The sequence below is a fragment of the Frankia sp. CpI1-P genome (genome assembly GCF_001421075.1).
Taxonomy (GTDB): Bacteria; Actinomycetota; Actinomycetes; order Frankiales; family Frankiaceae; genus Frankia; species Frankia torreyi.
In genome coordinates, this window is record NZ_LJJX01000010.1 from 23,786 (window position 1) to 48,725 (window position 24,940).

17 protein-coding genes, 1 tRNA gene and 15 pseudogenes are annotated in these 24,940 nt (G+C 73.9%); 18 read left to right on the forward strand and 15 right to left on the reverse strand.

Annotated features, from left to right (window positions below; all coding sequences use genetic code 11):
• Positions 1 to 7: 7 nt before the first annotated feature.
• Positions 8 to 1,101, forward strand: a 1,094-nt coding sequence (gene proB, locus FF86_RS08865; RefSeq protein ID WP_242418429.1) for a glutamate 5-kinase, incomplete at its 3' end; no start/stop codon positions are given.
• Between the two features lie 62 nt (positions 1,102 to 1,163).
• Here proB and FF86_RS44075 read toward each other — a convergent pair.
• From FF86_RS44075 to FF86_RS08875, 6 genes and pseudogenes are all read right to left on the reverse strand, one after another.
• Positions 1,164 to 1,442: SbcC/MukB-like Walker B domain-containing protein (locus tag FF86_RS44075; RefSeq protein ID WP_242418430.1), on the reverse strand; the 279-nt coding region annotated here is incomplete at its 5' end.
• 1 nt (position 1,443) lies between these two features.
• Positions 1,444 to 2,228: pseudogene (locus tag FF86_RS65710) on the reverse strand (exonuclease); the annotation flags it as partial.
• Between the two features lie 1,675 nt (positions 2,229 to 3,903).
• Positions 3,904 to 4,144: pseudogene (locus tag FF86_RS44080) on the reverse strand (hypothetical protein); the annotation flags it as partial.
• 1 nt (position 4,145) lies between these two features.
• Positions 4,146 to 4,209, reverse strand: a pseudogene (locus FF86_RS44085) (hypothetical protein); the annotation flags it as partial.
• A 1-nt stretch (position 4,210) separates the two neighbouring features.
• A pseudogene (locus tag FF86_RS44090) lies at positions 4,211 to 4,379 on the reverse strand (AAA family ATPase); the annotation flags it as partial.
• Positions 4,379 to 5,554 (reverse strand): exonuclease SbcCD subunit D C-terminal domain-containing protein, encoded by a 1,176-nt coding sequence (locus FF86_RS08875; protein ID WP_044882936.1) that lies wholly within the window; start codon positions 5,552 to 5,554, stop codon positions 4,379 to 4,381. The pseudogene FF86_RS44090 and the gene FF86_RS08875, both read right to left, overlap by 1 nt.
• Before the next feature lie 193 nt (positions 5,555 to 5,747).
• On the opposite strand from FF86_RS08875, the pseudogene FF86_RS44095 reads away from it, so the two are divergent.
• The 6 genes and pseudogenes from FF86_RS44095 to FF86_RS08890 all read left to right on the forward strand — a co-directional run.
• Positions 5,748 to 6,109, forward strand: a pseudogene (locus FF86_RS44095) (gamma-glutamyl-phosphate reductase); the annotation flags it as partial.
• A 1-nt stretch (position 6,110) separates the two neighbouring features.
• A pseudogene (locus FF86_RS44100) lies at positions 6,111 to 6,286 on the forward strand (gamma-glutamyl-phosphate reductase); the annotation flags it as partial.
• Between the two features lies 1 nt (position 6,287).
• Positions 6,288 to 7,007 (forward strand): annotated as a pseudogene (locus tag FF86_RS44105) (glutamate-5-semialdehyde dehydrogenase); the annotation flags it as partial.
• Positions 7,008 to 7,243: 236 nt separating this feature from the next.
• Positions 7,244 to 7,820, forward strand: a pseudogene (locus FF86_RS44110) (AAA family ATPase); the annotation flags it as partial.
• 1 nt (position 7,821) lies between these two features.
• A pseudogene (locus FF86_RS44115) lies at positions 7,822 to 8,058 on the forward strand (MoxR family ATPase); the annotation flags it as partial.
• A 78-nt stretch (positions 8,059 to 8,136) separates the two neighbouring features.
• Entirely contained in the window at positions 8,137 to 9,567 is a 1,431-nt protein-coding gene (locus FF86_RS08890) for a VWA domain-containing protein (RefSeq protein WP_044882939.1), read from the forward strand.
• Between the two features lie 7 nt (positions 9,568 to 9,574).
• Here the strand turns inward: FF86_RS08890 and pgm are convergent, their stop codons facing one another.
• Positions 9,575 to 11,242, reverse strand: coding sequence for a phosphoglucomutase (alpha-D-glucose-1,6-bisphosphate-dependent) (pgm, locus tag FF86_RS08895; protein WP_044882940.1), 1,668 nt, complete (start codon positions 11,240 to 11,242; stop codon positions 9,575 to 9,577).
• 265 nt (positions 11,243 to 11,507) lie between these two features.
• Here pgm and FF86_RS62075 point away from each other — a divergent pair.
• The 11 genes and pseudogenes from FF86_RS62075 to nhaA all read left to right on the forward strand — a co-directional run.
• Positions 11,508 to 11,599, forward strand: a pseudogene (locus FF86_RS62075) (nicotinic acid mononucleotide adenylyltransferase); the annotation flags it as partial.
• A gap of 1 nt (position 11,600) precedes the next feature.
• Positions 11,601 to 11,929, forward strand: a pseudogene (nadD, locus tag FF86_RS44120) (nicotinate-nucleotide adenylyltransferase); the annotation flags it as partial.
• A gap of 1 nt (position 11,930) precedes the next feature.
• Positions 11,931 to 12,125: pseudogene (locus FF86_RS44125) on the forward strand (nicotinate-nicotinamide nucleotide adenylyltransferase); the annotation flags it as partial.
• A gap of 264 nt (positions 12,126 to 12,389) precedes the next feature.
• The gene (gene rsfS, locus FF86_RS08905; protein WP_044883044.1) at positions 12,390 to 12,857 is read left to right on the forward strand and encodes a ribosome silencing factor; all 468 of its coding nucleotides are present in this window, start codon (positions 12,390 to 12,392) and stop codon (positions 12,855 to 12,857) included.
• Positions 12,854 to 13,555, forward strand: a complete 702-nt coding sequence (locus FF86_RS08910; protein ID WP_044882941.1) for a histidine phosphatase family protein — start codon at positions 12,854 to 12,856, stop codon at positions 13,553 to 13,555. The genes rsfS and FF86_RS08910 overlap by 4 nt, the downstream gene beginning before the upstream one ends.
• Positions 13,556 to 13,634: 79 nt before the next feature.
• Positions 13,635 to 13,708: transfer RNA gene (locus FF86_RS08915), tRNA-Ala, on the forward strand.
• A gap of 457 nt (positions 13,709 to 14,165) precedes the next feature.
• Positions 14,166 to 14,366 carry a hypothetical protein gene (locus FF86_RS08920; protein ID WP_199865292.1) on the forward strand — a complete coding sequence of 67 codons (201 nt, stop codon included), beginning with the start codon at positions 14,166 to 14,168 and terminating at the stop codon, positions 14,364 to 14,366.
• 251 nt (positions 14,367 to 14,617) lie between these two features.
• Complete coding sequence (locus FF86_RS08925; RefSeq protein ID WP_044882943.1) at positions 14,618 to 15,031, forward strand: hypothetical protein; 414 nt, start codon at positions 14,618 to 14,620, stop codon at positions 15,029 to 15,031.
• A 379-nt stretch (positions 15,032 to 15,410) separates the two neighbouring features.
• A complete protein-coding gene (locus FF86_RS44130; protein ID WP_236706250.1) occupies positions 15,411 to 15,740 on the forward strand; it encodes a hypothetical protein in 330 nt (109 codons plus the stop codon).
• 140 nt (positions 15,741 to 15,880) lie between these two features.
• Positions 15,881 to 16,108 carry a hypothetical protein gene (locus tag FF86_RS08935; protein ID WP_052680869.1) on the forward strand — a complete coding sequence of 76 codons (228 nt, stop codon included), beginning with the start codon at positions 15,881 to 15,883 and terminating at the stop codon, positions 16,106 to 16,108.
• 70 nt (positions 16,109 to 16,178) lie between these two features.
• Complete coding sequence (nhaA, locus tag FF86_RS08940; protein WP_044883046.1) at positions 16,179 to 17,483, forward strand: Na+/H+ antiporter NhaA; 1,305 nt, start codon at positions 16,179 to 16,181, stop codon at positions 17,481 to 17,483.
• Here nhaA and FF86_RS08945 read toward each other — a convergent pair.
• The 8 genes and pseudogenes from FF86_RS08945 to FF86_RS08965 form a co-directional block, all read right to left on the reverse strand.
• Complete coding sequence (locus tag FF86_RS08945; RefSeq protein ID WP_055408933.1) at positions 17,480 to 18,421, reverse strand: acyl-CoA thioesterase II; 942 nt, start codon at positions 18,419 to 18,421, stop codon at positions 17,480 to 17,482. The two genes, nhaA and FF86_RS08945, sit on opposite strands and share 4 nt — an antisense overlap.
• 196 nt (positions 18,422 to 18,617) lie before the next feature.
• Positions 18,618 to 20,117 carry a class I adenylate-forming enzyme family protein gene (locus FF86_RS08950; RefSeq protein ID WP_044882946.1) on the reverse strand — a complete coding sequence of 500 codons (1,500 nt, stop codon included), beginning with the start codon at positions 20,115 to 20,117 and terminating at the stop codon, positions 18,618 to 18,620.
• A 12-nt stretch (positions 20,118 to 20,129) separates the two neighbouring features.
• Positions 20,130 to 20,444: a hypothetical protein gene (locus tag FF86_RS08955; RefSeq protein WP_011603124.1), complete on the reverse strand. Its 315-nt coding sequence runs from the start codon at positions 20,442 to 20,444 to the stop codon at positions 20,130 to 20,132.
• Positions 20,445 to 21,212: 768 nt separating this feature from the next.
• Positions 21,213 to 23,490: bifunctional diguanylate cyclase/phosphodiesterase (locus FF86_RS08960; protein ID WP_242418432.1), on the reverse strand; the 2,278-nt coding region annotated here is incomplete at its 5' end.
• 29 nt (positions 23,491 to 23,519) lie between these two features.
• Positions 23,520 to 23,575, reverse strand: a pseudogene (locus FF86_RS44140) (hypothetical protein); the annotation flags it as partial.
• 1 nt (position 23,576) lies between these two features.
• Positions 23,577 to 23,756 (reverse strand): annotated as a pseudogene (locus FF86_RS44145) (PAS domain-containing protein); the annotation flags it as partial.
• 152 nt (positions 23,757 to 23,908) lie between these two features.
• A partial coding sequence (locus FF86_RS44150; protein ID WP_242418445.1) for a zinc-binding dehydrogenase occupies positions 23,909 to 24,082 on the reverse strand: 174 nt, incomplete at its 5' end.
• Between the two features lies 1 nt (position 24,083).
• A pseudogene (locus FF86_RS08965) lies at positions 24,084 to 24,910 on the reverse strand (NADPH:quinone oxidoreductase family protein); the annotation flags it as partial.
• Positions 24,911 to 24,940: the final 30 nt, after the last annotated feature.

Genomic DNA, 24,940 nt, shown 5'->3' on the forward strand with positions numbered 1-24,940 from the left:
CGCCGACATGCGGGCGTTCGTGGCCGACGCGCAGCGGGTCGTCGTCAAGGTCGGGTCGTCCTCGCTGACGACGGCGGCGGGCGGACTCGACGTCGCCCGCCTGGAGGGGCTCGTGTCCGCGCTGCTGCCCAGGGCCGGGCAGCTCGTGCTCGTCTCCTCCGGGGCGATCGCCGCCGGTCTCGCCCCGCTGGGGTTGGCCCGCCGGCCGCGTGACCTCGCCACCCAGCAGGCCGCGGCCAGCGTGGGGCAGAGCTCCCTGGTCCACAGCTACGCCTCAGCCTTCGGCCGGGCGGGCTTCCGGGTCGGCCAGGTGCTGCTGACCGCCACCGACGTCATCCGCCGCACCCACTACCGCAACGCGCGTACCGCGCTCGACCGGCTCCTCGAACTCGGCGTCGTTCCGATCGTCAACGAGAACGACGCGGTGGCCACGCAGGAGATCCGCTTCGGCGACAACGACCGCCTCGCCGCGATCGTCGCCCACCTGGTGTCCGCCGACCTGCTGGTGCTGCTGTCGGATGTGGACGGTCTCTACGACGCCAACCCCCGCCACGGGCCGGCGAACCTGCTGCGCGAGGTCCGCTCGGACGCAGATCTCGCCGGGCTCACCGCCCGCGGGACGGGCACCGCCGGTGTCGGCGTCGGCGGCATGGCCACCAAGATCGAGGCCGCCCGCATGGCCGCGTCCGGTGGCGTTACCGCGATCATCACCTCGGCGGCGAACGCCGCGCCCGTGCTGCGCGGCGAGGAGGTCGGGACGGTGTTCCATCCCACCGGCCCGCGTCGGGCCTCCCGGCTGCTGTGGCTGGCGCACGCCACCGCGCCGGAGGGGCTGCTGCGCCTGGACGACGGGGCCGTCGCGGCCGTCGTGCGGCGGCGGGCGTCGTTGCTGCCCGCCGGGGTCACCGGCGTCGAGGGCGACTTCGCCGCGGGCGACCCCGTCGACCTCGTCGCTCCCGACGGGCGTCCGGTGGCCAGAGGGCTGGTGGCGTTCGACGCGGTGGAGCTGCCGGCGATGCTGGGGCGGTCCACCGCCGAGCTCGCCGCCGAACTGGGCCCCTCCTACGAACGGGAGATCGTGCACCGGGACGACCTCGTCCTNCTGCTGCCGACCCGCTGATCCACCGCGCCGCGCCTCCGCGCCTCCGGGCCGGCCGGACGGTTCAGGGAGTGGTCTCGACGCGGCTGCCGTTCGTGCCCTTGACGACCCGGATCTGGTTCGGGATGCGCTGGCGCAGGTCGGCGACGTGGCTGACGACCCCGACGAGCCGGCCGCCGGAGCGCAGCTCGTCGAGGACGCCCATCACCTCGTCCAGGCTGTCGGGATCCAGCGTCCCGAACCCCTCGTCGATGAACAGCGCATCCATCCGCCGCCCGCCGGCCTCGGCGGTCACGACGTCGGCGAGCCCGAGGGCCAGCGACAACGCGGCCTGGAAGGTCTCNCCGCCGGACAGCGTCCTGGTGTTGCGTCGCCGGCCCGTCCACGCGTCCTCGACGAGCAGACCCAACCCCGCCCGGCGCCGCCGGTCGCGCCGCTCCTCGGTGTCATGGACGAGGGTGAAGCGCCCGGCGCTCATCGCGGCGAACCGCCGGCTCGCAGCGGCCGCCACCTCCTCCAGCCGGGCCGCGAGCACGAAGCTCGACAGCGGCATTCCCTCGGTGTTGCCGCCGCGGCCCGCGGCGAGCTCGGCGAGCTGATGCAGCTCGTCGGCCTCGGCGCGCAGGGGACCCAGGGCGGTGAGATCCGCGGTGAAGGAGGTGCGGAGGGCTGCGAGCTCGGTGGCCCGCCCGCTCGCCCGCGCGAGCGATGCGACGGCCGACTCGTGTGCCTGCCGAGCCGCCTCGGCGGTCGCCTCGTGCTCGGCGAGGGGCACGGTGGTGTCGGGGTCGACGGCGAGATCGTCGCCGGCCAGCGCCGCGGCGACCGCGGCGGTCTCCTCCCGGTACTCCTGGACCTCCTGCTCGGCGATGCGTTGCCAGTCCCCGTCGCGGACGGCGGCGGCGGCATCGTCCAGGTCGGTGAAGCCGGCCTGGCGAACGAGGTCGAGCGCGGTGAGACCGGCCCGCACGTGCTCCGCGCGGGCCCGCTCGGCCGCCAGTTCCGCCTCGTGCGTGGCCTCCTGGTCGGCGGCGAGCGCCGTCACCGCGTCCAGTCGGGCCGTCAGGGCCTCAGCGTCGCGCAGGTCGGCGGGAACCGCGGCGAGCCGTGTCGCGGCCAGCCGGCGCATCTGCGAAGCGCGCAGCCGGGCCGCCTGCTCGCTGGACCGCGCGCCCGCCAGCCGGGCAGCGGCGTCCTTCTCCTCCTCGTACGCGGCGAGCAGGGCTACCTCGGCGGGAGCCAGGTCCGCGGCGGCCCGACCGCGGGCAGCCACCAGGTCGTCCACGCCGGCGGCGAGCTCGGCGAGCCGGCGCGCCGCCGCAGGTGCCCGGTCGTCGAGCAGCTCGACGAGATCGAAGCGTCGCACCTGCGCCAGCGCGTCCGCGGCGCCGTCCGGTGCTGCCGCTGTCCCGTCGGGTGCCGCTGTCCCGTCGGGTGCTGCTGTCCCGTCGGGTGCCGCTGACTCGTCCGGCTCTGCCGAGTCGTGCGCGGGCGGGAGGTCGGGCGAGCCGTCCGTGCTCGGGCCCGGTGGGGTGGGCGAGTCCGAGGGATCGGACGGCTCGCGGGCCAGCTCGGCATGCAGCGTGCGGACCTGCGTCTCCCACCGGTCGGCGGCGCGCAGTGCGGTCGCCGCGCCGGCCGCGCGCCGGTCCGCCTCCTGCTCGGCGGCGGTCTCCTCGTCCTTGCTCACATGATCGGCGCGGACCCCTGCCGGATCGGGGTGTTCGAACGCGCCGCAGACCGGACAGGGCGTGTCGTCGACGAGCGCCGCGGCGAGTTCCGCGGTGATCGCGTCGAAGCGCTGCCGGCGCACGTCCCCGGCGCGCGCCCGGGCCTCGGCGGCGCGGTCGCGGGCGGTGTCGGCATCCCGGCGGGCGCGGTGCTGCTCGGCGACCGCATCGGCCAGTTCGCGGGTCCACCGGGCCCGTTCGGTCAGAGCCGGCAGCGCGGCGCCGGCTCGGCGTGCGGTGGCCACCCGGAACTCGGCGGCCGCCCGGACCGCCGGCAGTTCCGCGTCGAGCCGGCCGGCGAGCGCCTCGGCGTCGCGCCGGTGCTCCTCGGCCTCGCGCTCGGCCTCCCTCGCGGTCCGGTCGTCGTCCTCCGCCTCCGCCCGGGTCCGTGCCAGTCCCTCGAGCCGGCCGACCTCGACGTGGGCGAGCCGGACGAGCCCGCCGAGCTCCTCGACGCCTGGGGGTCCGCCCGGCCCGCCCCCCGGGTCGGCGCGCAGCAGGCCCGGGGGGTGAGCGGCCAGACGCTGCCAGGCCGCGTCCGCCGCGACGCGGGACTGCTGGGCGGCCGCGGTGCGCCGGCGCAGCTCGGTCAGCGCGGGGGTGACGACCGCGGCCCGCCGAGCGGCGTCGGCGTCGGCGGCGAGCTGATCGACGGCGACTCGGCGATCGTCCAGCTCGTCGCGGCGCGCCGTGAGCGCGCGGCGCCGCTCGATGCGGCGGATGAGGTCGCGGGCGTCGGCGAGCGCGGCGTCGGCGGCGGTGCGGGCCTGGCCGGCGGCCTGGTGCGCCGACTTGGCCGCGGCCGCCGACGCGTCCGCCTCGCGGGCCAGCTCGGTGGCCCAGCCGGGATCGTCCGTCGGGTCCGCGGGCTCGGTCACCCCGGCGACCTGGGCGATCCGCGCGGCCACCCGACCGAGCTCGGCCGTGGCGACCGCCAGCCCGTCGCGGCCGGTCTTGGCCCGGTCGCGCAGCCACTGCTCGGTGAACTCGAAGCGGCTGACGTGGAACAGCGTCTTGAGCAGCTTCTCCCGGTCGTCGTGCCCGGCCTGGAGGAAGTCGGCGAACCGTCCCTGNGGCAGCATGATGACCTGGAAGAACTGGTCGTGGGTCATCCCCAGCAGCAGGCCGATCTCATGCCCGACGTCCTGCGGCCGGGTGGCGAGGGTGTCCCAGCCGTCGGCGGTGTGCCGGTCCAGCCGGGCGGTGGGATGGGTCCGGGTGGTGCCGCCGCCACGCTTGGGCCGGTCCCACGCCGGGCTGCGGGTGATCCGGTAGCGCCCGGCCGAGACCGAGAACTCCAGGCTCACCTCCGGTCNGACCGAGGCGTCGGCGTGGTGGGACCGCAGGTCCGGGCCACCGGCGATCTTGCCACGCATGCCGNGGACCTCACCGAACAGCGCGAAGCCGATCGCGTCGAGCAGGGTCGTCTTGCCGCCGCCGGTCTCGCCGCACAGCAGCAGCAGGCCGCCGCCGCTCACCCGGTCGACATCGACATCGACGCGGCCCGGGAAGGCCCCGAACGCCTCCAGGCGCAGCCGGTGGGGCCGCATCAGGCCGCATCCTCGGCGATCCGGGCCGCGTCGAGGGCCTCGGTGAGCAGCGCCCGTTCCCGTGGCGACGGGTCGTTGCGCACGTGCGCCACGAACGCCGTGGCGATCTCCAGGTCGGTCCGGCCGCGGGTCCGTTCGCCGAAGCTGCGCTCGTCGGCCGCGCCGGGCGGTGGTTCGTGGGCGAGGCGCAGCGCGTGGGGGAAGCGTCGTTGCAACGTCGCCATCGCGTCGCCCGGCCGCACCGGATCCGTCAGCACCGCCGAGACGAAGTCCCGTTCGTGGGCGGCGAAGGTCGCGGCGGTCAGCAGCTCGTGCAGGGTGCCGCGCAGCACCGCCATCCGCCGTTCGGTGGGCACCTCCACGCCGCGGACCGCCCGGACCCCGTCGCGGCCGATGTCCACCAGCAGGGAGGTCTTGCGGTCGGCGGCCTCCGAGAAGGAGAAGGCCAGCGGCGAGCCGCTGTAGCGCACGGCGGGCGTGATCGCCTGCGGGCGGTGCAGGTGGCCGAGCGCGGTGTACGTGATGCCGTCGAACAGGCTCGACGGCACGTTGCCGACCCCGCCGACGGAGATGTCGCGTTCGCTGTCGCTGCCCGCGCCGCCGGTGACCCAGGCGTGCGCGAGGACGACGCTGCGGGCGCCCGGGTGGCCGCCGAGGTCGGCCCGCACGGCGCGCATCGCGCGGCGCATCGTCGCCGCCTGCGAGTACTCTGCCGCGGCGGCTGCGCCGGTAGGACTCTCGGCCTCCGCGGCGGGCAGCAGGGCGTTCGCGGTCGTCGGCTCCAGATAGGGGATCGCGTAGATCCGCACGGGGCCGTCGGCGTCCTCGACGACGACGGGGACGCCCACCGCGGCCGGATCCGTCCTGATCCGGATCCGCGGGTCGAGCAGGCCGGACTTGTCTCCCAGACGGCGCGCGGCGTCGTGGTTGCCGCTGATGGCCACGACCCGGGTGCCCGCGTCGCGCAGCCGCGACAGCGCCTCGTCGAACAGTTCCAGCGCGCGCACCGGCGGGATGGCGCGGTCATGCACGTCGCCGCCGACGAGGACCACGTCGACGGACTCCGCCCGGACGACCTCGACGAGGTGGTCGACGAACGCGGCCTGGGCCGGCATCAGGTCATGGCCGTGCAGGCCGCGGCCGAGATGCCAGTCGGAGGTGTGCAGGGCGAGCATGCGAGCACGGTAGGCAGGCGCCCGTGGCCGACTGGCACGGGGGTCCGGCGTGGTCGTGGCGTCGGGCCGTCGGGCAGCCAGAACGCCCGAATCGTCACCCGGTCCGCGCGGGCGGCCGCGAGTGTCGCCCGGCGCCGGTAGCCTCAGGACAGTGGGCTGCGCCGCGGCGCCCGCACTTACGGAGGATCCGGAAATGATCACCTCTGCGGAGGCTGTCCGAGACGTAGCAGTGCGCGCGAAGGCGGCGGCGGCCCTGCTGGCCCCGGTCAGCCGCGGCGAGAAGGACCGGGTGCTGCTCGCGATGGCCGAGGCGCTCCTCGCCCGGTCCGCGGGGATTCTCGCCGCCAACGCCGAGGATGTCGCGGCGGCGCAGGCGGCGGGAACGCCCGGTGCCATGGTCGACCGGCTCACCCTCACCGAGGCCCGCCTGGCGGGCATGGCCGACGGGCTGCGTCAGGTCGCCACGCTGGACGACCCGGTCGGCGAGGTCGTGCGCGGGCGGGTGCTGCCCAACGGCATGGAGCTGCGGCAGGTCCGCGTCCCGCTCGGCGTCGTNGGGATCATCTACGAGGCGCGGCCGAACGTCACCGTGGACGCCGCGGGGCTGTGCCTCAAGAGCGGCAACGCGGTGCTGCTGCGCGGCAGCGCCTCCGCGGTGCGGTCCAACATCGCTCTGGTGGAGGTCCTGCGCGACGTCGCCGCGGCGGGCGGCCTGCCGGTTGACGCGGTCCANCTCGTCCCCGGCCTCGACCACGACTCCGTCAAGCACCTGATGCGTCTGCGGGGGCTCGTCGACGTGCTCATCCCCCGGGGCGGGGCCGGGCTCATCCGGGCGGTGGTGGAGGAGTCGACCGTGCCGGTCATCGAGACCGGGGTCGGCAACTGCCACGTCTACGTCGACGTCGACGCCGATCTCGACCAGGCGCTCGCGATCACCGTCAACGCCAAGACCCACCGGGTCTCGGTCTGCAACTCGGCGGAGACGCTGTTGGTCCACCGCGCCGTGGCGGATCGGTTCCTGCCGCGGGTCCTGGCCGCGCTGCACGACGCGGGCGTCGCCGTGCACGGCGACGAGGCCGTGTGCGCGGCGGACCCGCGCGCCGTGCCCGCCACCGACGACGACTGGGCCGCCGAGTACCTGTCGCTCGACATGGCCGTGCGCGTCGTGGACTCGCTCGACGACGCGGTGGCGCACATCCGCCGCTGGGGCAGCGGGCACACCGAGGCGATCGTCACCCGCTCGCTCGGCGCCTCCCGGCGCTTCATCACGAGCTGCGACTCGGCGGCGGTGATGGTGAACGCCTCGACCCGGTTCACCGACGGGGAGCGGTTCGGCATGGGCGCCGAGATCGGCATCTCCACCCAGAAGCTGCACGCGCGGGGGCCGATGGGCCTGCCCGAGCTCACCTCGACGACGTGGGTCGGCGTCGGCGACGGTCACCTCGTGAGCTGACCGATCCCGGCGGCGGCCGGGGGTGCTGCGGTCCCCGTACGCACGCACGGCGTTCGCCCGTCAGGGCCGGACCAAAGCCGCGGGCGGGGCGTAGTCGCCCGTCTGGGGCTTCATCCTGGCACTATGGACGTGGCGATGCTTGACACGGGGACGGAAGGTGGCCATGTCGCTTCAGGAACACGCTTTCGCCGACGTCGCGGACGTGCAGGAACGCCTCCGCGGGACCGGATACCTCNCGGACGAGGCGATCGCCACCACGGTCTTCCTCGCCGACCGGCTGCGTAAGCCGCTGCTTGTGGAGGGCCCGGCGGGAGTCGGCAAGACCGAGCTCGCCAAGGCCCTGGCCACCTCCGTCGGCGCCGAGCTGATCCGCCTGCAGTGCTACGAGGGCCTCGACGAGGCCCGCGCGCTGTACGAGTGGAACTACAAGAAGCAGCTCCTGCGCATCCAGGCCGGTTCCGGCGACGGCGGCACGGAGGGCTGGCAGCAGGCCCACGACGACATCTTCAGCGAGGAGTTCCTGCTGTCCCGGCCGTTGCTGACGGCGATCCGTCGCGAGGAGCCGACGGTGCTGCTCATCGACGAGACCGACAAGGCCGACGTCGAGGTGGAGGGCCTGCTGCTGGAGGTGCTGTCGGACTTCCAGGTGACGATTCCCGAGCTGGGGACGATCAGCGCGACCCAGCGCCCGTTCGTCATCCTCACCTCGAACGCGACCCGGGAGCTGTCCGAGGCGCTCAAGCGGCGCTGCCTCTACCTGAACCTGGACTATCCCTCGGCCGAGCGGGAGAAGGAGATCGTGCTCTCCCGGGTNCCGGACCTGCCGGAGAAGCTCGCCGAGTCGCTGGTCCGGATCGTGCGCGCGCTGCGCGCGATGGAGCTGAAGAAGGCGCCGTCCATCGCCGAGACCATCGACTGGGCGCAGACGATCCTCGCGCTCGGCTTCGACACCTTCGACGAGGCGGCCGTCGCCTCCACCCTCGGCGTGGTGCTCAAGCACGCCAGCGACCAGGCCCGCGCCATCGGCCATCTCAAGCTCACCGCGAACTGACCTGCGCGCACCGACTACCGCCGAACCACAACCGCGGCGGCCATCGCCACGGCCGCCCGTCCACAAGGGGGCGCCGGCATGAGCCTGCTGGACCGCACCGTCGAGTTCACCGCCGCCCTGCGCCGGGCCGGCGTCCCGGTCAGCAGCGCCGAGACGGTGGACGCAGCCCGCGCCGTCGGGGCCCTGGGCTGGGCCGACCGCGACGCCGTGCGGGCGTCGTTCGCCGCGACCCTGTGCAAGCGGCCGGTGTACCGGCCCGCCTTCGACACGCTGTTCGACCTGTACTTCCCGCCTCGCATCGGCGACGGCGTCTCGCTGGACGACCTTGTCGACGACCCGGCGGCCACGGGCGACGGCGCGGCCGGCGACGGGGAGCCGGATCCCGGCGACCTGACGCCGGAGGAGCTCGAGGCGCTGCGGCAGGCGCTGCGCGACAAGCTGCTCGACGCCCTGCGCGACGGCGACGACGAGGCACTGCGCCAGCTCGCCCGCCAGGCGGTGAGCGCGTTCGGTTCGGCGCGGGGCAGCGCCGGCCGCTCCTGGTTCCTCTACCGGGTACTGCGCGCGATGTCCGCGGAGACGCTCATCGCCGACCTGCTCTCGGCGCTGCTGGGCGATTCCGAGCGCGGCGGCCTTGCCGAACGGGCCGCCCGCCAGACGATCACCGACCGGATCCGCGAGTTCGAGGAGCTGGTGGGCGCGGAGGTGCGGCGCCGGATGGCCGAGGAGCGCGGCATCGAGGCCGTCGAGCGCACCGCGGTCAAGCCGCTCAGCGACCAGGTCGAGTTCCTGCGCGCCTCCCAGCGCGACCTCGTCGAGCTGCGCCGGCAGGTCCACCCGCTCGCGCGGCGTCTCGCGACCCGGCTGACCGCGCGGCGCCGCCTCGGCCGCACCGGCCGGCTGGACTTCCGGCGCACCGTCCGCGCGTCGCTGGCCACCGGCGGCGTGCCGGTGGACACCAAGCACCGTCCGCACAAGCCGCACAAGCCCGAGCTCGTTGTGCTGTGCGACGTCTCCGGTTCGGTCGCGTCGTTCGCGCACTTCACCCTGATGCTGACCCACGCGCTGCGCGAGCAGTTCTCCAAGGTCCGCGCGTTCGCCTTCATCGACACCACCGACGAGGTGACCCGCTACCTGCGCGGCCTTGACCTCGGCGACATGATGGCGCGGATCTCCGGCGAGGCCGACCTCGTCTGGTTCGACGGGCACAGCGACTACGGCCACGCCATCGAGGTCTTCGCCGAGAAGTACCCGGAGGCGGTGGGGCCGAAGACGTCGCTGCTCATCCTCGGCGACGCGCGCAACAACTACCGGCCGACGTCGGCGGCGGTGTTCCGGCGGCTGTGCGCGCAGGCCCGGCACTCCTACTGGCTCAACCCGGAGCCGCGCACCTACTGGGGTTCCGGCGATTCGGCGACCGACGTCTACGCCGAGCTGGTCGACGAGATGGTTGAATGCCGCAACATCGACCAGCTCCAGGTCTTCATCGAGCGCCTCCTGCCCTCCTGACGGTCGGTCAGCCGCGGGCGAGGGCCGCGTCCACGATCACCTGGGCCTGTGTGATCACCTCGTCGAGGTGCTCCGGCCCGCGGAAGCTCTCCGCGTAGATCTTGTAGACGTCCTCGGTGCCGGACGGGCGGGCCGCGAACCAGGCATCGCCGGTGACGACCTTCACCCCGCCGATCGCCGCGCCGTTGCCGGGCGCATGCGACAGCGCGGCGGTCACCGGGGAACCGGCCAGCGTGGTCGCGTCCAGGCTCGCCGGAGTGAGGGCCGCCAGGATCTTCTTCTGCGCCGCCGTGGCGGGCGCGTCGACCCGCCGGTACGCCGGCGCGCCGTGCAGTTCGGTCAGCTCCCGGTACAGCGTCCCGGGATCCCGGCCGGTGACCGCCGTCATCTCCGCGGCGAGCAGGCAGGCGATGAGGCCGTCCTTGTCCGTCGTCCACACCCCGCCGCCGCGGCGCAGGAACGACGCGCCCGCGCTCTCCTCCCCGCCGAAGCCGAGGGTGCCGTCGGTGAGGCCGTCGACGAACCACTTGAAGCCGACCGGTACCTCGACGACGGCGCGGCCGATGCCCGCGCCGACCCGATCGATCATGCTCGAGCTCACCAGGGTCTTGCCGATCGCCGTGCCCGCGGGCCAGCCGGCGCGGTGGCCGAACAGGTAGGCGATCGCCGCGGACAGGTAGTGGTTCGGGTTCAGCAGCCCGGCGCCGGGGGTGACGATGCCGTGCCGGTCGGCGTCGGCGTCGTTGGCCACCGCCACGTCGAAGGAGCCGGCGAGGCGAAGCAGGGAGGCCATCGCGTAGGGCGACGACGGATCCATCCGGATCTTGCCGTCCCAGTCCGTCGTCATGAACGAGAAGGTCGGGTCGACGGTGGTGTTGACCACCTCCAGGTCGAGCTTGTACCGCTCGGCGATTGCCTGCCAGTAGACCAGGCTCGCGCCGCCGAGCGGATCGACGCCGATGCGTACGCCGGCGGCGCGGATCGCGTCGAGGTCGATGACGTCGCCCAGGTCGGCGACGTACGCGCCGACGTAGTCGTGCACCACCGCGGCCGCCCGCGCCTGCGCGTAGGGCACCCGGGCGACGCCGGCGAGACCGGCTTCGAGAAGGGCGTTCGCACGGTCCTGGATGACCTTGGTGGCGGCGGTGTCGGCGGGTCCACCGTGGGTCGGGTTGTACTTGAAGCCGCCGTCGGCCGGCGGGTTGTGCGACGGCGTCACCACGATCCCGTCGGCGAGCCCACGTACGGATGGCGCGCCCGCCGCAGCGGCGCCGCGGTCACGGTTGTGCCCCAGGATGGCGTGCGAGATCACCGGGGTCGGCGTCGCCTCGCCGTCCGGGGCGATGCGCACCGCCACGCCGTTCGCGACGAGCACCTCCAGGGCGCTGGCCAGCGCCGGGGCGGACAGGGCGTGGGTGTCGATCCCGAGGAACAGCGGGCCGTCGACGCCCGCCGCCGCGCGGAAGTCGCAGATCGCCTGGGTGGTGGCGAGGATGTGGTCGGCGTTGAAGGAGCCGCGCAGCGCCGATCCGCGGTGCCCGGAAGTCCCGAACGACACCCGCTGAGCAGGATCCGTGGGATCGGGATGGACGTCCTGATACGCCGCAAGCAGGGCGTTGACGTCGATGAGGTCCTCGGGGGCGGCGGGCTGCCCCGCGCGTGGGCTGATCGGCATGGGCGGCGCCTCCTCGCGGTGGGACGGGGGTGGCCGGCGGCCTGCCATCAGCCTAGCCGGGTCGTCCCCCGCGGGGCGGGTTCGTCCCGGCGGCCCCGGCAGCGGTCGCCGAGACGGAGGCCGCCGGGTCGTCCCCCGGCGGGACGGGGAGCGCGGGGGTGGGGGCGCGGTGGGATCCGGCCGGGCGGCGTGCGGTGTGGGGATGTGCGGCCGCTGACGGGAGGCTTTGTGGGACATCTCCCGTCCGGCCGGGCGCTGCGCGCGCGTGCCGGTCATGCAGCGTTACTGTCCCGTCGTGCGTCTCGGCGTGATGGGTGGGACCTTCGATCCCGTCCACAACGGCCACCTCGTCGCCGCNAGCGAGGTGGCCGCCCTGTTCGACCTCGACGAGGTCGTGTTCGTGCCGAGCGGGCAGCCCTGGCAGAAGGTCCACCGCGTGGTCTCGGACCCGGAGGACCGCTACCTGATGACCTTCCTCGCCACCGCGGGGAACCCGCAGTTCACCGTCAGCCGGGTCGAGATCGACCGGGGCGGGGCGACCTACACCATCGATACCCTGCGTGACCTGCGCGGAGCCCGGCCGGACGACGAGCTGTTCTTCATCACCGGCGCCGACGCGCTCGCCCAGATCTTCACCTGGCGGGACCACCGCGAGCTGTTCGAGCTGGCGCACTTCGTCGGTGTCAGNCGCCCCGGCTACCAGCTCGCCCTGGACGCCGCGCTGCCGGCGAACTCGGTGAGTCTGCTGGAGGTGCCGGCGCTGGCGATCTCGTCCTCCGACATTCGCCAGCGGGTCGGACGCGGCGCCCCGATCTGGTACCTCACGCCGGACGGCGTGGTGCGCTACATCGCCAAGCGGCACCTCTACCAGCCGCCGGCCTGACCGCTTCCCGTCGCCGGCCTGGCCGGTAGGAGCCACCGACCTTCGGCGGCCCCAGCCCCGGCCCCAGCCCCGGCCCCGGCGCCGGACCGTCCCGAACCGTGGCCGGTGCGGCGATATCACGGTTTTCGGGCCGTCGCCGGCCTGATGGGTGCACTGCCCGGGCGGGGATGTGTCACGCTGGACTCAGCCGCCCGACCACGGGCGGCGCGCGGGGCGACCGGTGGTGGCCGTCCCGTGGACGTCGCCACCCTGGAGACCCTCAGCGTGACCGCTTCCCCGCGAGCCGTCGAACTCGCCCTCGCCGCCGCGCAGGCGGCGGCCGACAAGCTCGGCCACGACCTGCTCATCCTCGACGTGAGCGAGCGGCTGGCCATCACCGACTGCTTCGTCATCGCCTCCGCAGGCAACGAGCGGCAGGTCAAGGGCATCGTCGACGAGGTGGAGGAGCAGCTGCGCCGGCTCGGGGCCAAGCCCCTGCGGCGCGAGGGAGAGCGGGAGGGCCACTGGGTCCTGCTCGACTTCGTCGACGTCGTCGTGCACGTCCAGCGGGACGAGGAGCGCGTCTTCTACGCCCTGGAACGGCTGTGGAAGGACTGCCCGGTGATTCCGTTCACCGACGCGACCGTCGGGGTCGGGGCCGGTGCAGGAACCTCGGCGCCCGGGTCCTCCTCGGTGCCCGGGTCCTCCTCGGCGCCCGGCCCGCTCGGCGGCGGCTCGGTGAACGCCCTGTGAGGCTGCTGCTCTGGCGGCATGGCCGGACCACCTGGAACGATGTCGGCCGCTTCCAGGGGCACGCGGACCCGCCCCTGGATGCCACCGGACAGGCCCAGGTTGCCGCGGTGGCCCCGATCATCCGGGCGATGCACCCGGACCTGGTCGTCTCGTCCGATCTGCAACGCTGCCGGGACACCGCGGCCGGGCTTGACCTGCCGTTCCGCTCCGACGCGCGGCTGCGCGAGATCGATCTCGGGCTGTGGTCCGGACTCACCGGCGCCGAGGCGGCCGACCGGTTCCCCGAGGAGGACCGGGCCTGGCGCCGCGGCGACGACGTTCGCCGCGGGGGCGGCGAGACCTACCGGGAGGTCGCCCGGCGCGCCGGGGAGGTCTTCGACGAGATCCGCGCCGACGGGCTGCCGCCCGGGCCGGCCGGGCTCGTCGTGTTCGTGCTGCACGGCGGCACGGCGCGCTCGCTGATCGGCCACGTGCTCGGCCTGCCGCCGGAGCTGTGGTGGCACTTCGGGCCGCTGGCGAACTGCCGGTGGTCGGTCCTCCGCCAGGTCGAGGGCGGATACCGGCTCGCCGAGCACAACGCGGGTCCGCTGCTGACCGGTAAGATCGGCGTCGCCGGATCGGGTCTGTCCGAGCGCCTCCTGCCGAGCCAGGGGGCCCCGACAGAGTCCGACACGGAGCCTGTACACTTGCCGAAGTAGCCCGCCAGGCGCGGCGGTATCGGTGCCAGGGGGGCAACACACCGAGGTTCGCTCGGTCTGATATAAATGAACAGCAGTTGGGGCTGTGGCGCAGTCTGGTAGCGCATCACACTGGCAGTGTGAGGGTCAGGGGTTCGAATCCCCTCAGCTCCACAAGACTTTGGGCGTCTTGTTTTCTCCCTTTTGGGGGGAGAAACGGGGCGTCTCTTTATTTTGCCGGGGGGGCCGAGCCCCCCCGAGACCCCCCACGAACTTGCCCGTGGTTTTGGGGTGGGGGTGGGGGGTGATTTTGGGGTGGGTGGGGCCATCTGGTTTGGGGTGGGTGGCCTTGGCGGGCGATCGCTGCGGCGGGTTGGGGGCGCGGTCTCGTGCCTGATCCCGGTTGGGTGAACGGGGGGTGCCTTCCTCGCTGTCGGAAGCCGTTCGCCTCTACCGCGCCGAAGACTGTGCAGCCGTGGCCGCAGCGGTTCGGGCGCCGCGATACGCAACAATCGGCGAGACTCCGCCGATGAATGCTGGCCGTGGTGGTCACCGTCGCGCAGAGCCACCANCGATCGTGGGGCCAGAAAATTCGCCCAGGACGACGCGGCTATCACGTCACGTGGTGGCCATGATCCCGCGGAGCGGGAAGTACCACAGCTTCCGCCTCATCCATCTCGGCGACACCTTGGTCACGGTCGACCCCGACAGGTTGCCGGCCCGACTCGCCGCTGCCGGCTTCGACCGGACGGGCATCGCCATGGCGGCAGGCAGCTTCCGCTTCCAGGGAACCCGGCCGCCGGTGGATTCCACGGTGGCACCGTCCGGCTGACGACCCAGACGAGCACGTCCGACGGTCCGCGGCGCGGACTCGCCCGACCGTCGGCAAGTATCAATGCAACGAGTTGCTTGAGGGTGCTGGTGGTTGCCGCCGCGCGAACCGTCATCGACCTCCAGCGCTCACAGATCCCTACGCCTGCCCGACCGCACCCGGTCGCAACCGCCCACGCCGATGGGGCGTACTCGGCTGGCCGGCCTCGCGATCCGGTCGGCCAGGGATTCCCGCTGGGCTAGCCTGTCCGCATGGCCACCCTCCAGCACCGGCGCCTGCGCGCCGCCTGGGTGGCCTTGCTGCTGCTCGGCCTCATCGCCGCCAGCGGCGTCGGCGGCGTCGGCGGGCGGCCGGCGCGCCTGCAGGCGGCCGAACGGGCGCTGCCAGCGGTCACTGCGGTGGCCGTCCCGATCGGTCCCGGGGAGACCACGACCCCCCGCCAGGATGCGCGAATCCTGGTGACAGGGCCCTGGTCGCCGGGCCATCCCACCACCTTCGTCCTCGCCGCGGCCGCCGTGGCCCTCGCCCTTCCCCGGTTCGGCCGCTGGCGATGCATGGCACACCGCGGCCGCCGTTGCGACGGCCCCGCCGAGCACCAGGCCGCCCGCGGGCCGCCGCGGCCCTCCCGCCCACTTCCGAGGCAGGCCCGCGCCGGGATCGCCTGATACCCGCAAGGCCCGCGGGGCCGCCGCGCGGCGATCGCGTGGCCTGTGCCGCGGCTGCCCGGCGTTCCTGACGCCTGTGCCGCGGCTGCCCGGCGCCCACGAGGTTCGTGCCGGGATTGGTTCGTGCCGGGATTGGCTCGTGCCGGGATTGGTTCGTGCCGGGATTGGCCGGTGGGGAATGCTGTCGCCGGCGCTTGCCCGGTCGCGTGCTCTCGGCCGCACCGCCGGTCCGCGCTTGTGGACCCGCATTCCCGTTTCGGGACGTCTGTCCGCTGGATGCGGCTTCGGTGACCTGCGGTGGCGGCAGACGACCGGCCTTGGAGTTCGGGCTTTCGGAGACTGCCCGTCGTAAGACGATCATTGACCGAAGGGGCGAACCGTGGATTCCGGGTTCGAATGGGATCGCATACTTCTCGCCGTCGCGCTGTTGGCCGCGATGTTCCTCCTGCCCGCCCTGGTGATCTGGCGTGACCAGGTCCGGGATCGACACCGCTTCGGGGCGCAGGCGCTGTCCCGCCCAGTCCGGTATGCGCCCGACGGCCAGAGCTACCGGGAGGGCGCGGCACGCGCGGCCGCTCCCGAGTGGACCGCGGGGGATGGGGCCGCGGGGGATGGGGCCGCGCGACAGCGGGCCGAGGCTGTTGCCCTCGACGGGGTGGTGGGTGAGGCGCCCTCGCCGTCGGTGGTCTCGGGAGGGCGTGGGCGGTGACCCGCGGTGGCTGACGCGTCGGGCGGGCCGCCGCCGGGGACCTGCTGCGCGGTGCCCTGGGGGCGACCGCCGTCGTCGCCCTGCTCGCCGCGCAGTTCGGCGACCGCTGGGGGACCCTCGCCCCGATCGCGCTGCCCGCGGTGCTGATCGGGTCGATCCTGCCCTGGCGGTCGGCCGCCCGGCTGGCCGGGTTCACGGTGGTGGCCGCGGTGCTGGTCGGCTGGGTGCAGGTGGGGAGCGTGGGGGCGGACCGCGGGTGGCGCTGCGGCCATCCGGTGCTGCTCGCGATGGTCAGCGTGGGGGCGGCGACCGTGCGGGGGCGGGTCGCCGGGCGGCACGCCGCCGGTTGGGCGGCGGCGGACGGCTAGACTCGACCGCGGTGTGCCGGGAAGTCTGGTCGGCGGTGATCCACCCGACCCCGGACGCTGGGAGACCGTTCTGAACCCGCCGACGCGACGTGCCCTCCTGTTCGCCCGCGGCTCCTGGGCGGAGACCCGGCGGATCGCGGGGATCCTGCGCGAGGAGACGATCGGTGGGGCGCTGCTGCTCGCCGCCACCGTCCTGGCCCTCGGCTGGGCGAACTCACCCTGGTCGGGCACCTATGATGCGTTGCTGGCCACCGACTTCGGCCCGGCGGCGCTGCACCTGGACCTCTCGGTCCGCGAGTGGGCGGCCGACGGGCTGCTGGCCGTCTTCTTCTTCGTCGCCGGTCTCGAACTCAAGCGTGAGTTCGTCGCCGGGGACCTGCGCGACCCGAGCCGGGCGGCGGTGCCGGTGGCCGCCGCCGCGGGCGGAGTCGCCGTCCCGGCCGTGTTGTACTCGCTGGTGAACCTGCACAGCGGGGCGTTGCGGGGATGGGCGATCCCGACCGCCACCGACATCGCCTTCGCTCTGTCGGTGCTCGCGGTCGTCGGCAGGAGCCTGCCCACGGCGCTGCGGACCTTCCTGCTGACCCTCGCCGTGGTTGACGACCTGCTGGCGATCGCGATCATCGCCGTCGCCTACACGGGTGAGCTGTCCGCGGTGCCACTGGTCGTCGCCGTCGTCCCGCTGGCGGCTTTCACGGTGCTGGTGCAGCGCCGGGTGCGGGCGTGGTGGCTGCTGCTGCCGCTCGCGGTGCTCACCTGGACGCTCGTCCATGCTTCCGGGGTGCACGCCACGGTCGCCGGGGTGCTGCTCGGCTTCGCGGTGCCGGTGGCGCGCAGCGAGGGGGGCGGGGGACCGCAGGCGGGCCCGGGGCTGGCGGAACACTTCGAGCACCGGTGGCGGCCGGTGTCGGCGGGCGTCGCTGTGCCGGTCTTCGCCTTCTGCTCGGCGGGGGTGACCGTCGGTGGGTTCGGGGGCCTCGCCGACGCGCTGTCCGACCGGGCCGCCCTCGGCGTCGTCGTCGGCCTGGTCGTCGGCAAGGCGGTCGGGATCTTCGCGACGACCTGGCTCGTCGCCCGGTTCACCGGGGCGAGCCTCGACGGCGGCCTGGCCTGGATCGACGTCGCGGGGCTCGCGCTGCTCGGCGGGATCGGGTTCACGGTGTCGCTGCTCATCGGGGAGCTGGCGTTCGGACCCGGCAGCGCCCGCGACGATCACGTGAAGGTGGGTGTGCTGGCCGCTTCGGTCATCGCTGCCCTGCTGGCGACGATGGTGCTGCGGCTGCGCAACCGCGTCTACGCGCGGATCCACCAGCTCGAGACGGCCGATGACGACCACGACGGTGTCCCGGACATCTACCGGGCGGCGCGGTCCTAGCGCGTCGGCGGGCGCTGCTCGCCGACGGCGCCGGCCGGCGGGCGGATGAAACCCTGCTGGGCGGTCGTCGCGACCAGGGTGCCGTCCCGCCGGAAGATCTTGCCGGTCGAGTATCCGCGTCCGGCGGAGGCGGTCGGGGAGTGCTGGTCGTGCAGCAGCCACTCGTCGGCCCGGAACGGGCGGTGGAACCAGATCGCGTGGTCGAGGCTGGCGAACGACACCCCCGGGCTGGCCGACGCGATGCCGTGTGGCCGCAGGGAGGTGGCGAGCAGGTACAGATCGGACGCGTAGGTGATCGCCTGCAGGTGGACGCGGGGATCGTCCCCCAGCGCGGTCCTGACCCGGAACCAGACCTGCTGGCTGGGGGGATACGCCCGCGGCGCGAGCGGGGACACGACGCTGACCGGCCGGAAGTCCAGCACCGCGAAGTGCGGGGGCAGCGGGCCGTCGAACCCCCAGGCGGCGAGATGGCTGGGCAGGTCGGCGACCGACTCCGGATCGGGCACATCGGGCGGGGCCGGATCGGCGTGGTCGAGCCCCTCCCTGGGGATGGTGAACGACGCCATCACCTCGAACAGCCGGCGGTCGTGCTGGCGGGCGACCACGCGGCGCACCGCCGACGAGCGGCCGTCGCGTAGGCGCTCGACGTGGTAGCTCACCGGGATGTCCGGGTCGCCGGACTGCAGGAAGTAGCCGTGCAGCGAGTGCGCCGGGAAGTCCGCGGTCTGCTGGGCCGCCGCGAGTGCCTGCCCGGCGAGCTGCCCGCCGAAGATGCCGGCGCGGGCGCGCGCGCCCCGGGCACCGACGAAAACGTCGGGCTCGGTCTCCCGGACCCCGAGGACGTCCTGCAGGGGCAGGGCGAGATCCGCGGCGCCGGCTGACGCGGCGCCAAGCGCCGGCTCCCCGACGGGACCGGGACCGGTGGGAACGACAGTCATGATGAGCTCATCCTCGCCTCGTCCTCGCCGACGCGCGTCACCGGACGGCGGCCGGTCCGCGGCACACCCGATGCCGGCCTGCGGGCCGCGTCGCGGGCGCCGCACGCGGCGTCCCGCGCACCCCGCACACCCCGCGTCCCGCGCACCCCGCGCCCGCCGGTCGCAGCCGGCCGGCGGGCGCGCGATGCGGAACCGATCAGGTGAAGGCCTCGGACAGCTCGGTCCGAAGCACTCGGCGCAGCAGCTTGCCGCTCTCGTTGAACGGCAGCTCCTCGCGGAACTGGATGTGGTCGGGGGTCCGGCTGGAGCGCAGCCGGGAGCGGACGTGCGCCTTGAGGTCCTCCTCCGTCACCCCGCCGGAGGTGACGACGGCGGCGACGACCTGCTCGCCCCACTCCTTGTTCGGGATCCCGACGACCGCGGCCTCGAGCACGCTCGGGTGCTCCAGCAGCACCGCCTCGATCTCGCCCGGCGACAGGTTCTCGCCGCCGCGCACGATCACGTCGTCGAGCCGGCCGTGGACGAACAGGTACCCGGCCTCGTCGAGGTGGCCCTCGTCGCGGGTCGGGAACCAGCCGTCGGAGTCGAGCGTCGTGCCCCGGCCGAGGTACTCGCCGGAGACCTGGCCGCCGCGCACGGAGATCTCCCCGCGCTCGCCGGTGGGCACCTCGACGCCGGCCGCGTCGCGGATCGACACCTCGAGCGTCGGTAGCGGCTTGCCGACGGAGGCGAGCCGGGCGCGGACCGCCGGGTCGTCGCTGGCGAACGCCGCCTGATGATCGTCGGGGCCCAGCACCGCGATGGTGCTGGAGGTCTCGGTGAGCCCGTAGGCGTTGACGAAGCCGACGTTCGGCAGCAGGCCGACCGCCCGCTCGATGACCGGCAGGGGCATCGGGCCGCCGCCGTAGGACAGCGACCTCAGCGAGGGCAGGCCCTTGCCGTCCTTCTCCACGATGTCGAGGATGCGGCCGAGCATCGTCGGGACGACCATCGCGTGGGTGATCGACTCCTGCCGGACGATGTGCACCCAGGCGACCGGGTCGAACGCCTCGAGCTGGACCACCCGGCGCCCGGAGTAGGTCGACGACAGCACCGCCGAGATGCCCGCGATGTGGTACGGCGGCACGCTGACGATCGCGGCCTCGTCCTCCGCGGAGCCGGCGAACTCGACGGTGGAGATGATGTATTCGGTCAGGTTGCTGTGCCGCAGCACGGCGGCCTTCGGCTCGCCCGTGGTGCCGCTGGTGAACAGCAGGACGGCGATCTCGTCGGCGTCGCCGCCCCAGCCGTCCTTCTCCTTGCCCTCGGGGTCCTCGGCGAGCGCCAGGGCCTCGGCCCGGCTGAGGAACTCGACGCCGTCGACCGGCCCGACCCGCTCGACGACACCCTCACCCACGATGATCGTCGCCGGGGCGGTGCGGGCGACGATGGCGCGCAACTGCGGATCCGCCAGGCGGTAGTTGATCGGCACGAACGGCTTGCCGGCGATCGCCGAGCCGAACAGTGTCAGGGGAACCGCGGGGGAGTTCAGGTCGATCAGCCCGACCCGCTCGCCCGGCCGCGCCTCGAGCGCGGCGCCCAGGCGCCGGGCTCGGCTGGCCAGCTCGGCGAAGGTCAGACCGGAGGCCAACGGGCCGAGCGCGACCCGGTCGGCCATGCCGTCCGCGGCCATTTCGAGAAGCATCCCGAGGTGCATCGTGGCTACCCGTCAGTCAGAGGAGGGCAGGGGCTTGGCGTCCTTCTGGGCGAGGATGACCTCCCCGATGGACAGGGAACCGGTGCCGCCCTTGGTGCACAGCAGCTCGAGACCGGTGTCGGTGTCGGCGAACCGCTTGCCCAGCGGCGTGCCGGCGGAGAACGCGGGGTCCAGAGTGAGCCCGGTGGGGGCCTCGGTGCCGATCGCCACGACCGGATGGCCGCCGCACCGCAGATCGATCGGTCCCTTCGCGGGTTTCACCACGATGATCTCCGTCTGGTCGACGGCGGACCGGTAGCGGGTACCGGGCTTGGTGACAAGGCTCACGTTCTCGACCTCCTCGCTCGCGCGTGTTCCTCTCGCAGAGCGGAGGGAGTCACGCCTTTCCTGATTTCTACTGCCCGGGGGGATCAGGCGCCACCGCCCTGGGCGGGAGCGACAGCGCCACCCGTATCTGGATCGAGGGCGGACGCCGGTGGGCCCCGGCGGGATCTCGCCCGCAGCCGTCGGCCCAGGGCCGCCGGACGAACGCACCCATGCCAGCCGCCGGAACCGCTGCCGGGGCGGCTGCCCGCACGCGGCGGCGCCTCACCTAAGCATACGAGGCTACCTCGATTTCTAACAGCGATGTCACGTGACGCAGGGTGTGGGCAGGCCCCGTTTGCAGGTGTATGTCCACGGCGCGATCCCGATCGCGCCGGAACCCGCCGTACATCTCATGTGCGAAGTTAGATGTTTCATCGCTCATTGAACCTCAGATTCGGACCCGGGGCAGCCGATGCACCGGTGCCCGGCCGGAGCGGCCGTCACCTGCTGCCCGGTCCGCTGATGGCCGCTGCTGAAGGGCCCGTCGGGCCGCCGCGGCGCGCGGACGCACCCGCCGGACGCTGGGCCGGCGCCGACGGTGACCCGGTGGACCCGTCGGTCGCGATGTCCTCGGTGCTCGCCGCAGCGGCGGTCGCCGCGGGCGGCCAGGGGACGCCGGGTGGCTCGCGGCGGCTTGTGATCGAGGCAGGTCTGACGTCGTCGTCACCAATCCGCGGGGGTCGCTGTCGCCGACCGTCACCATTCGGAGTCGGCCGCCGCGCGGGGTCGTCACCGTCCGCGAGACGGGGCCGCGGGGCGGCGGGCGGTGTCCGGCTCGTTCCCGCGTCCGGCCAGCCGCGGCAGCCCCGCCGTGCTCGGACCGATCACCGGGCCGAGAAAGAGGTCGCAGCGCAGCGCCCGCAGCGTCTCCCACTGCGAGGCCGTCCCGACGTCGCCGGCCATCGTCCGGATGCCGAGCTCGTGGGCGAAGTGCATGAGGGCACCCGAGGCAGCGTGGCGCACCGGGCTGCGGTCGACGCCGTCGACGAACGTCCCGTTGAGCCGGATGTAGCCGAAGGGCACCCGGTTCATGGCGGAGGCCATCGTCCGGGCCGACCCGTAGTCGTCGACGCAGAGGTCGACTCCCAGCCGCCGCAGCTCGCCGAAGACGGCCGACAGCGCCGTCTCGTCGTCGGCGACCTCCCGCTCGGCGATCTGGAGGCACAGCCGGTAGCGGAGGTCCCCACCGGTGGCGGCCAGCAGCACGTCCAGCTCGGGAACGAACCGCGCCTCGACGAGGCAGCGGCTGGAGACAGCCACGGTCAGCAGCGGTGGTGGCGCGCCGTCCGCGCGCTCGTCCGCCCACCCGGCGGCGGCCCGGCAGGCCCGGCCCACGGCCCAGCGGTCGATCGGCACCCGCAGGCCGACGTGCGCGGGATCGGGCAGGAACTGCGCGGGCGGCACCAGCCCCCGGTGCGGATGTCGCCAGTGCGGCAGCGCCTCCGCGCCGGCCACCTCCCGGTCGATGTCCTGGATCGGCCGGTAGCGCATGACCAGCTCGTCGGCGGACACGGCCCGGCGCAGCTCGTCGTTCTCGGTGATCTGAGCCATCAGCCGGGTGCGCATCACCTCGTCGAACGCCAGCCGCCGCCCCGGCCCGCGACGCTTCGCGGCGTACATCGCGATGTCGGCGGCGTTGAGCAGATCCTCGCCGTCGGCGGTCTCCGGCTCGGACAGGGCGATGCCGATGCTGGCCGACAGCACGACCGTGCGTTCGCGCAGCACGCAGGGCGTGTCCAGGGTGGCGAGCACCCGGTCGGCGATCGCCTCGATGACGGCGGGAGAGTCGACGTCCTCGCAGAGCACGGCGAACTCGTCACCGGAAAGCCGCCCGACGACGTCGGCGGGCCGCACGGCGTGCTCGAGCCGGTCCGCCGTCAACCGCAGCAGGTGGTCGCCGGCCTGGTGGCCTAGGGTGTCGTTGACCGTCTTGAAGCCGTCGAGGTCGATGAACAGCACGCCGATGCGGGTCCCGTCGCCCCGCGCCCGCTGCAGCGCCCGGTCCAGCCGGTCGAGCAGCGCCGTCCGGTTGGGCAGCCCGGTGAGCCCGTCGCGCAGGGACCGACGGCGGATCTCGTCCTCCATCCGGAAGCGCACCGCGGCCGCGCCCAGCACGGCGCCGACCGAGCGGACGAACTGCACATCCTGCTCGCTGAACGCCGGTGCGGGTGCGGGGCGGCTCACCTCGATGACCGCCGACGGCCGATCACCTCGGCCGGTCGACACGACGAGCTCGTGGCCGCCGATGACGGCCCCGGCGGGGGGCTGCGGCGGGCACCAGGCCCCGTCGGTCCCGCCGTCGGCTCGGGCCAGGTCGGCTCGGGCCAGGTCGGCGGGGGATCCGGTGTTGTGCGGGGATTCGGTGTCGTGGGGGGATTCGGCGGCGGGGGAGACGTCGGCGAGGGTACGGGTGCGCCGACCGGTGTCGTCGAGTTCGTGGATCCGGACGGTTCCAGCCGCGAGATGTTCGGCGAGAATCCGGGCGGCCCGGGTCCACATCGAGGCGGCGTCGAGGCTCTCCAGCGCCTGCTGGCCCAGGTCGGCCACCATGGCCTGCTCGACCGAGCGGGTTCGCAGGGTGGCCAGCGCCTGCTGGTGTTCGGTGACGTCCGTCGCGACACAGGTCAGGTAGCTCACCTCGCCCTCGGGTCCCTCGATCGGCATGAGATGCAGGTCGAAGCAGCGGCCGAACGCCTCGATGACGTTGTGCAGGGGACGTCCGGCGAGCGCGGCCTGCAGCAGGCCGAGGGCGTTGGGCAGGTCCTCGAAGAGCGTGAACACCGAGATGTCGGGATGCTCGGCGAGACGCGACAGCGTCGCGTCCATGAGGCCCTCGCTGGCGAGGACGAACCCCGCCCGATCCACCAGGAACATCGATACCGGCGTGTTGTCCAGGATGAGGCGCAGCCGGTCGTTTGCGGTGATCTCGTCGGAGACGTCCTGGAGCTGGCTGAGGATCTCCCATCCCGCGGGTCCGGGCACCGTCGCCGAGGTGACGAGGACGTGGNCGGTGCTGTGGTCCGGGCGCCACAGGCNGACCAGCCGCCGGGACGGCGGGTCGTGCTGGCCGGGCCGGTGGATCTCCTCGTGCCNCAGCGCGCGCTCCTCGGGCACGGTGACGTCCTGCCAGTACGTGCCGATCAGCTCGTCCTCGGAACGGCCGAGCAGGTCGCAGGCCGCCGCGTTGGCCCGGCGCAGGCGGCCGCTGCGAAGATCCGTCACGGTCACCGCGAGGTTCAGGAGCTCGAAGAGGTCCGGACGCTCCTGTACCAAGACTCCTCACCCACCCCGTGCGGCCCGACGCACCCCGTGCAGCCCGGTCCTGTCCATACCCGGGCGGCCGTGCCCCCATGCGGTGCCGACACCAGCGAATGGTGACGGAAAGTAGTCATCCGGTCCGGGGTGGCAGGAGTGGGGCCATGACCTCAGGCCTCGACGCCGGTGTCGTCGCCGTCCGTCATCTCCAGGACGACCTTGCCGATCGCCTGCCGCTCGGCGACGTGGGTCAGGGCGGCACCGGTGGCGGCCAGCGGGAAGCGCGCGCCGATGAGGGGGGCGACCCGGCCGGCGCCGAGCAGCTCGGCGAGCTCGGCCCGGTCNCGCGCCGCAAGCTCCGGCTCGAACTGGGGGAAGGTGCGCAGCTCGAAGCCGCGCACGATCATGCCCTTCAACAGCAGCAGGTTGAGGGGGATGCGCGGGATCTCTCCGCTGGCGTAGCCGACGGTGACGAACCGCCCGCCCCAGCCGAGGGTGCGCAGCGCCGCCTCGGCGAAGCGTCCGCCGACGGGGTCGACGACCACGTCCGCGCCGCCGGCCGCCGCCCGGATCGCGTCGCGTAACGGCGTGCGCTCGTAGTCGATCAGGTGCTCGGCGCCGCGCTCCTTGCAGGCCGCGAGCTTCTCCGGGCTGGAGGCCGCGGCGATCACCCGCGCGCCGAGCAGCGCGCCCAGCTCCACCGTCGCGAGCCCGACGCCGCCGGCGGCCCCGAGCACGACCAGCCGCTCCCCGGGCGCGATGTCCGCGATCGAGCGCAGCGCGTGGTAGGCAGTGAGGTGGCAGACCCAGCTCGCCGCGGCGGTGGCGAGATCCACCCCGGCCGGCACCGGGATGAGCGACGTCGCCGGCGCGGCGACGTACTCGGCGAACGCGCCGCTCATCGCCGCGCCGGCCACCCGGTCACCGACCCGGACGCCTGTCACCTGCGACCCGACGCCGACGACGACCCCCGCGAACTCGCTGCCGGGGGTGAACGGCGGTGGCACCGGCACCTGGTAGCGGCCCGCGGCGATGAGCACGTCCGGCAGGTTCACCGCCGCCGCGTGCACCCTGATCAACGCCTCGCCCGGCCCTGGCTCGGGTCTGGGTACCAGCTCGGTCGTGATCTCGTCCGGCGTGCCCAGCCGATGGCAGACCGCGGCTCGCATCATCGCGATTTCCACCCGCGCAGTATGCCAGGT

Bases quoted from the DNA above. Each gene is read 5' to 3' on its own strand.
- FF86_RS08875 (WP_044882936.1), bottom strand. From the start codon at position 5,554: ATGCTCGCCCTGCACACCTCCGACTGGCATCTCGGCCGCGGCCTGCAC.
- FF86_RS08890 (WP_044882939.1), top strand. From the start codon at position 8,137: ATGAGCCTGCTGGACCGCACCGTCGAGTTCACCGCCGCCCTGCGCCGG.
- pgm (WP_044882940.1), bottom strand. From the start codon at position 11,242: ATGCCGATCAGCCCACGCGCGGGGCAGCCCGCCGCCCCCGAGGACCTC.
- FF86_RS08920 (WP_199865292.1), top strand. From the start codon at position 14,166: ATGATCCCGCGGAGCGGGAAGTACCACAGCTTCCGCCTCATCCATCTC.
- FF86_RS08925 (WP_044882943.1), top strand. From the start codon at position 14,618: ATGGCCACCCTCCAGCACCGGCGCCTGCGCGCCGCCTGGGTGGCCTTG.
- FF86_RS08945 (WP_055408933.1), bottom strand. From the start codon at position 18,421: ATGACTGTCGTTCCCACCGGTCCCGGTCCCGTCGGGGAGCCGGCGCTT.
- FF86_RS08950 (WP_044882946.1), bottom strand. From the start codon at position 20,117: ATGCACCTCGGGATGCTTCTCGAAATGGCCGCGGACGGCATGGCCGAC.